The 6530-nt window shown below is 72.2% G+C and carries 8 protein-coding genes; 6 read left to right on the top strand and 2 right to left on the bottom strand.

The features are described from left to right. Positions 1-132, top strand: a 132-nt coding sequence (locus MRBLML1_RS06560; RefSeq protein ID WP_364513150.1) for an integrase core domain-containing protein, incomplete at its 5' end; no start/stop codon positions are given. Between the two features lie 109 nt (positions 133-241). Beyond that, positions 242-1681, top strand: coding sequence for a glyceraldehyde-3-phosphate dehydrogenase (locus tag MRBLML1_RS06555; protein WP_364513072.1), 1440 nt, complete (start codon positions 242-244; stop codon positions 1679-1681). Between the two features lie 97 nt (positions 1682-1778). Here MRBLML1_RS06555 and MRBLML1_RS06550 read toward each other — a convergent pair whose 3' ends face one another. Beyond that, the gene (locus MRBLML1_RS06550; RefSeq protein ID WP_364513070.1) at positions 1779-2843 is read right to left on the bottom strand and encodes an LLM class F420-dependent oxidoreductase; all 1065 of its coding nucleotides are present in this window, start codon (positions 2841-2843) and stop codon (positions 1779-1781) included. A gap of 163 nt (positions 2844-3006) precedes the next feature. Between MRBLML1_RS06550 and MRBLML1_RS06545 the strand changes: the two genes are divergently transcribed. Continuing rightward, the gene (locus MRBLML1_RS06545) at positions 3007-3486 is read left to right on the top strand and encodes an STAS domain-containing protein (RefSeq protein ID WP_364513067.1); all 480 of its coding nucleotides are present in this window, start codon (positions 3007-3009) and stop codon (positions 3484-3486) included. A gap of 2 nt (positions 3487-3488) precedes the next feature. Here the strand turns inward: MRBLML1_RS06545 and MRBLML1_RS06540 are convergent, their stop codons facing one another. Further along, positions 3489-4214, bottom strand: a complete 726-nt coding sequence (locus MRBLML1_RS06540; RefSeq protein ID WP_364513065.1) for an SDR family oxidoreductase — start codon at positions 4212-4214, stop codon at positions 3489-3491. A 66-nt stretch (positions 4215-4280) separates the two neighbouring features. On the opposite strand from MRBLML1_RS06540, the gene MRBLML1_RS06535 reads away from it, so the two are divergent. From MRBLML1_RS06535 to MRBLML1_RS06525, 3 genes are all read left to right on the top strand, one after another. After that, positions 4281-4838, top strand: a complete 558-nt coding sequence (locus tag MRBLML1_RS06535) for a TetR/AcrR family transcriptional regulator (RefSeq protein ID WP_364513063.1) — start codon at positions 4281-4283, stop codon at positions 4836-4838. Between the two features lie 80 nt (positions 4839-4918). Further along, the gene (locus tag MRBLML1_RS06530) at positions 4919-5599 is read left to right on the top strand and encodes a hypothetical protein (RefSeq protein WP_364513060.1); all 681 of its coding nucleotides are present in this window, start codon (positions 4919-4921) and stop codon (positions 5597-5599) included. Positions 5600-5916: 317 nt separating this feature from the next. Further along, a complete protein-coding gene (locus tag MRBLML1_RS06525) occupies positions 5917-6468 on the top strand; it encodes a C40 family peptidase (protein ID WP_364513057.1) in 552 nt (183 codons plus the stop codon). The last annotated feature ends 62 nt before the right edge of the window (positions 6469-6530 follow it).

The following is a 6530-nucleotide window of genomic DNA, read 5'->3' as shown; positions in this document are numbered from 1 at the left end:
GACTCAGAAGCCGCCCGCCGAGCAGCCTTGCCCGACTGGCTCCACTTCTACAATCACCACCGAGCCCACTCCGCGATCGGAGGCCGGCCACCGATCACCCGGATGACCAACCTCCCCGGACATCACATCTAGCCGCCCTGTGACCAACTCCACGCGGTCCACGGAACGGCCCGATTACCCGGACAGCGGGTCCCCCGGCCTACGATCGAGCGGTTTTGTCGACTCGCCATAGGGGATTTCGTTGAGCGTCATCGAGGACAAGTTCGACCGCTGGAAGCACCACGAGGAGACCGCGGAGGCGATGATCCCGATCGTCGGCAAGCTGCACCGGGAGAAGGACGTCACGATCCTGCTCCACAGCCGCTCGCTGGTGAACAAGTCGGTCATCGACATCCTCAAGACGCACCGCTACGCGCGCCAGATCGACGGCGTCGAGCTGTCGGTCTCCGACACCTTCCCCTTCCTCGAGACGATCGCCGGCCTCGACCTGGGCGCGGTCAAGATCGACCTCGCGCTGCTCATCCGGGCCTACCGCGCCGCGGGCGAGCCCAGCTCGATCCCGGAGTTCACCGCGCAGGCGCTGGCCGAGGCGACCGGCGAGAACAAGAACCCCGGCCCCGGCTCGCAGGACGTCGTCCTCTACGGCTTCGGCCGCATCGGCCGCCTCGTCGCGCGCCTGCTCGTGGAGAAGTCCGGCTCCGGCAACGGCCTGCGCCTGCGCGCGGTCGTGGTCCGCAAGGCCAAGGGCGACGACCTCAAGAAGCGCGCCTCGCTGCTGCGCCGCGACTCGATCCACGGGGCCTTCAACGGCTCGATCACCGTGGACGAGGAGAAGAACCAGATCATCGCCAACGGCAACGTGATCCAGGTGATCTACTCGAACTCGCCGGCCGAGATCGACTACACCGACTACGGCATCGACGACGCCATCCTGATCGACAACACCGGCATCTGGCGCGACCGCGAGGGACTCTCGGAGCACCTGCGCCCCGGGATCGCGAAGGTGCTGCTCACGGCCCCCGGCAAGGGCGACGTCCCGAACATCGTGCACGGCGTCAACCACCTCGACGTCGACCTCTCGGAGAAGGTGCTCTCCTGCGCCTCCTGCACGACCAACGCGATCGTCCCGCCGCTGAAGGCCATGGACGACGCGTTCGGCATCTCGCGCGGCCACGTCGAGACCGTGCACTCGTTCACCAACGACCAGAACCTGCTCGACAACTACCACAAGGCCGACCGCCGCGGCCGCTCCGCGCCGCTCAACCTGGTCATCACCGAGACCGGCGCCGCCTCGGCCGTCGCGAAGGTGCTCCCCGACCTCGACGCGAAGATCACCGGCAACTCGATCCGCGTCCCCACGCCGGACGTCTCGATCGCCATCCTGAGCCTGCAGCTCAAGCGCGAGACCACCCGCGAGGAGGTCAACGAGCACCTGCGCCAGGCCTCCCTCGTCGGCCCGCTGGCCCGCAACCTCGACTACACGACCGCCACCGACGCGGTGTCCACCGACTTCATCGGCGCCCGCGCGGCCTCGATCGTCGACGGCGGCGCCTCGATCGTCGACGGCGACTCGGCCATCCTCTACGTCTGGTACGACAACGAGTTCGGCTACTCCTGCCAGGTGCTGCGCACCGTGCAGTACATCTCCGGCGTCGAGTACGCCACGCTGCCGCGCGCCTGACGCCCTTGTAACTCGGTGTTACGACCTCTACCACGGGGTCCTGACGCGTCAGGACCCCGTGGTGGATGCACGAACACCGAGTTACAAGCGCCGCACGCTACGAGCGCGCGGCCTTCACCTCCGCGACGATCTCGGAGAGCCGGCGGACCTGCGCGACCTTCTCCTCGTCGGTCGCGGCCAGCGGGTTCAGCAGCAGCGTGCGGACACCGGCCGCCCACAGGTCACGGACGTGCTGGCGCACCGCGTCCTCGTCACCGAGCAGGCTGACGGCGTCCACCAGCTCGTCCGGTACGGCGGCCGCCGCCTCGGCCTTCTTGCCCGACAGGTAGAGGTCCTGGATCTCGGTGGCCTCCGCGTCGTAGCCGTAGCGGCGGGCCAGCTGGTTGTAGAAGTTCTTGTCGCGCGCGCCCATCCCGCCGACGTACAGCGCGAGCTGGTTGCGGATCGCCTGCTCGGCCTCGGGCGAGACCTCGCCGAGCAGGAACGGGATCTGCAGCTGGATGTCGAGCTCACCGAGGGCGGGGTCGCGCTTGGCGAAGCCCTCCTCCAGCGACTCGCCCCAGGCGTGCTGCGCCTTGTGCGGGTGGAAGAACAGCGGCTGCCAGCCGTTGGCGAGCTCGGCGACGAGCGCGACGTTCTTGGGGCCGAGGGCGGCGACGGAGACCGGGATCTCGGAGCGGACCGGGTGGTTGATGATCTTCAGCGGCTTGCCGAGCCCGGAGCCGCCGTCCTCCTTGGTGAGCGGCACCGTGTAGTGCTTGCCGCGGTGCTCCACCGGCTGGCGCTGCCAGACCTGGCGGCAGACCTCGATCACCTCGCGCGTGCGGCCCAGCGGGGCGTCGTACCTGACCCCGTGGAAGCCCTCGATCACCTGCGGGCCGGACGCGCCGAGGCCGAGGGTGAACCGGCCGCCGGAGACGAAGTCCAGGCCCGCGGCGGTCATCGCGGTCAGCGAAGGCGTGCGCGTGTAGATCTGGAAGATCGCCGACATCAGCTCGACCTTCTCGGTGCGCGCGGCGAGGTAGCCGAGCTGGCTGACCGCGTCGAAGGAGTACGCCTCCGGGATGGCGACCAGCTCGAGGCCGTTGCGCTCGTACTCCTGCACCAGCTCGACGGTCTCGGCGAAGCCGCCGGAGTAGTCGATGATCATTCCGAGGCGCATGCTCGTTCCTTCGGTTCGGCGGATGGTGGCGCCATCCTGCCGCACGGGTGCTGGTGCTCCGCGTGGCGTCGGCGTAACGTCGAGCACAGCCGAGGGTCTCCCGCGTCCCGCCGTCCACGGCGTCTCCGTTCTTGGCCGAAGGAATCTTCCGAAGGGCCGGACGATGCGTCCGTCAGCGACGTTCCAGTTCACCATCACCGCCGAGGTCGAGCTCTCGGTCGGCGTGGTCGTCGTCGGTGGCAACCTCGACGTCACCACCGTCGCGCTGCTCGGGACCGCCGTGGACGCTTGCCTCGAGGCGCGTCCGCACGCGGTGGCCCTCGACCTGCGCGACGTCCGCTTCATGGACTGTGCCGGTACGACGGAGCTGCTCCGGTGCCGCGACCGGGCCGCCGCGCACTCGGCACGCCTCCGGCTCAGCCACCTGAGCGGCGCCGTCGACCGGATGCTCTCCCCCACGCTCCGCAAGGCACTGGCAGCCGAGCCCGGCAGGCGGCCCGGCGCGCAGCGGATGCTGCGCTGCCTGTCGTGCGGTGCCCGCGCACCCCACGTCCTCGGGCCGACGACGCGCGCCACCGACGGCGCGGTCCTCGTCCAGTGGTGGTCGTGCACCGCCTGCGAGGAGGGCACCACCGTCGCCTGAGCTCAGCGGCCCCCGGCGACCCGCAGCGTCGTCGCCGTGACGTACGACGCCTGCTCGCTCATCAGCCAGGCGACCGCCTCCGCGACCTCCTCCGGCTGACCGGCCCGGCCGAGCGGGATCTGCGGCGCCATCCGCTCGACCCGCTCCGGGTCGCCGGTGGTGGCGTGCAGGTCGGTGGCGATCAGGCCCGGGGCGACCGCGACCACCCGGATCCCCCGCTCGGCGACCTCCAGGCCCAGCCCGCGGGTCACCAGGTCCAGGCCGGCCTTGGCGGCGGCGTAGTGGACGTACTCGCCGGGCGAGCCGAGGGTGGCCGCGCCGGAGGTGATGTTGACGACCACCCCGCCGCGGCCGAGCGCGGTGACGGCGGCCCGGGCGACGAGGATCGGTGCGGTGAGGTTGACGTCGATCGTGCGTCGTACCTCGTCCGCGGGGGTGTCGGCGAGCGGGGCGAAACGGTAGGTCGCACCGGCGTTGTTGACGACCCCGGTCAGCTCGCCGAGCTCCGCGGCGGCGGCGAAGAGCGCGGCGATGCCGGCGTCCGTCGTCAGGTCGCCCGGCACGGCGACGCAGCGCACGCCGTGCGCCTCGACCGCCGCCACCGTGGCGGCCGCGCTGGCGGCGTCGCGGTGGTAGCCGAGGACCAGGTCGTGGCCCTCGGCGGCCAGCCGGGCGGCGACGGCCGCCCCGATCCCGCGGGTGCCTCCGGTCACGAGGGTGAGCGCCATGCGCGCCATCATCGCCCACCGGCCACCGGCCCCTACGATGAGGCCGCCCGACCCGAGGAGCACCCGATGACCGAGCGCCCGGCCCGCCGCAACGCGGCACTGCGCGACGCCTGGTTCCGCGGCGCCCACGAGATCCTCGCCGGCGAGGGCTACGGCGCGCTCAAGCTGGCCCCGCTGTGCAGCCGCCTGGGCGTGACGACCGGCGCGTTCTACCACTCCTTCGACAGCTGGCAGGACTTCACCGACGCGCTGCTCGACGACTGGGTCCGCGAGCGCACCGAGCAGACCGTCGAGCTCGCCCGCCGCTACGACGACCCGACCGAGCGGCTGCTGGTGCTCGCGCAGGCCAGCGCGGACCTGCTGCACCGCACCGAGGCGGCGATCCGGGTCTGGGCGGGGGTCGACGACCGGGTCGCCACGGTCCAGCGCCGGGTCGACGACAGCCGCCACGAGGTGGTGCTGGAGGCGATGACCGAGCTCGTGGGCGAGCGGCACGCGCGGCGCTACGCGACCTGGGCGCTGAGCACGCTGGTCGGCTTCGAGATGGTCGCCGACCGGCACGCGGAGGAGGACCTGCTCTGGTCCCTGCACCGGATCCTCGACACGGCCCGCGGCGGGGCCTGAGCCGCACCTGAGCGGTCCTTGCGACACCCTCGCGGCAGGCGCACACTGCAAGGAGGGGGGTTCTCCCGAAGGGACGCGCGATGAGCGAGAGCAGCAACGGCGCCGACACCCTGGCCGACACCGTCACCGAGACCCACGACGTGCTGGCCGCACGCCTGGCCGACGCCGAGGCGTGCCGGCCCACCCGCGACCTGCCCCGTGACCGGCTGCGGGCCACCGACCCGTTCCTCGCCAGCGCCAGCCGCCACGTCTGCGCGGCCAACCAGGTGCTGGGCCGGGCCGCGCGGCACCACCTGCCGGACGGGCGGCGGCGCGCCCAGGAGCTGGCGCGGCAGAGCCGGCGGCTGGAGGGCGCGCTGTTCCAGACCAAGGCCAAGCTCTACGGCTCGACCTTCGTCGTACGCCGGCCGTGGGCCTCGATCTGGCACGAGGTGGACGACGAGCTCGACGCCTTCTGGATCGTCGAGCGGGCGCTCGTGGCGGACCTGGCGGGACGCACCACGACCGCGGAGCGCGACGCGCTGGCCGAGCGCCTGTTCCGCACCGAGCGGCGGGTCGCCACCCGGCCGCACCCCTACCTCCCGCACCGGGGCCTGAGCGGGCGGCTGGCCCGGCGGGTGGCGGTCCGGGTGGACCGGTTCTGGGACACCGCGGAGGGCCGGATGGTGCCCGAGCCGGTGCGCCCGCGGCGCTCGCGGGAGGGCCGGATGACCCAGTACCTGCTGGCCGACCCCCACGTCGAGGACCTGCCCATGTCGTGAGGGCGGCCCTTCGTTACGGCCGCCCGCCGTGAGGGATGCCACGTCCCGAACGTGACCCGGACCACTGCGCTAACTATTGCAAGCAGGTGGAATCAGTCGGTCAGACCTCCCCGACCCGGGGAGGCCGCCCACGCGCGCCGAGGCCCGCGACGACGTGGAGCGACATCGGAGAACGATGAAGTAGTCGCGGGCACGGGAGAACCAGCAGTACGCCGGCCGCCTTCACGCGGACGGCTCGGGGCGAAGGAACGCGTTCCAGGGCACCAGCAGCCCTAGCCCGACAGGTCACCTCTCGCAGGCGTCGCTGCGGAGACTTCATGTCCACCACGTTCACGCGCGCTGCCGCGCGCCTCCTCGTCGTACCGGTCACCACGTCGGTGCTGCTCGCCCTGCCGAGCGCCCCGTCGCGCGCCGACGACGTCTTCACCCCGGCGCCCGGCGTCAGCGGTGCCACGACCGCGCCCGCCCCGGCTCCGGCCCCGTCCACGACCCCCGCGCCGATGACCCGCGAGGAGAAGCGGATCCTGCTCGGCAAGCGGGCCGTCGCCAAGGCGCGCAGCCGCGCCGGCAGCGCCTACCGCTACGGCGCCACCGGCCCGCGCGCCTTCGACTGCTCGGGCCTGACCCAGTGGGTCTACAAGAAGCTCGGCAAGCGCCTGCCGCGCACCTCCAGCGCCCAGGCCGGTGCCGTGCGCCACGTGCGTCACCCGCGCCGCGGCGACCTGGTGTTCTTCACCAGCGGCGGCCACGTCTACCACGTCGGCATCTACGCCGGCCGCCACATGCTGTGGCACGCCTCGCGCCCGGGCCACCCGGTCGCCAAGGAGCGGATCTGGACCTCGTCGGTCTTCTACGGCCGGGTCCGCTGACCCGCACCGCACCTCGACCGCCGGTCCCCCGTATGAGGCGGGGCCGGCGGTCGGTCGTTTTC

Source organism: Nocardioides sp. LML1-1-1.1 (assembly GCF_040676175.1).
Taxonomy (GTDB): Bacteria; Actinomycetota; Actinomycetes; order Propionibacteriales; family Nocardioidaceae; genus Nocardioides.
The sequence above is the reverse complement of the archived record's forward strand: the minus strand, read 5'-3'. Positions and strand labels throughout refer to the sequence as shown.

Coding starts and splice junctions, on each gene's coding strand:
- MRBLML1_RS06550 (WP_364513070.1), bottom strand. CDS start 2,843: ATGCGCCTCGGAATGATCATCGACTACTCCGGCGGCTTCGCCGAGACC.
- MRBLML1_RS06545 (WP_364513067.1), top strand. CDS start 3,007: ATGCGTCCGTCAGCGACGTTCCAGTTCACCATCACCGCCGAGGTCGAG.
- MRBLML1_RS06540 (WP_364513065.1), bottom strand. CDS start 4,214: ATGGCGCTCACCCTCGTGACCGGAGGCACCCGCGGGATCGGGGCGGCC.
- MRBLML1_RS06535 (WP_364513063.1), top strand. CDS start 4,281: ATGACCGAGCGCCCGGCCCGCCGCAACGCGGCACTGCGCGACGCCTGG.
- MRBLML1_RS06530 (WP_364513060.1), top strand. CDS start 4,919: ATGAGCGAGAGCAGCAACGGCGCCGACACCCTGGCCGACACCGTCACC.
- MRBLML1_RS06525 (WP_364513057.1), top strand. CDS start 5,917: ATGTCCACCACGTTCACGCGCGCTGCCGCGCGCCTCCTCGTCGTACCG.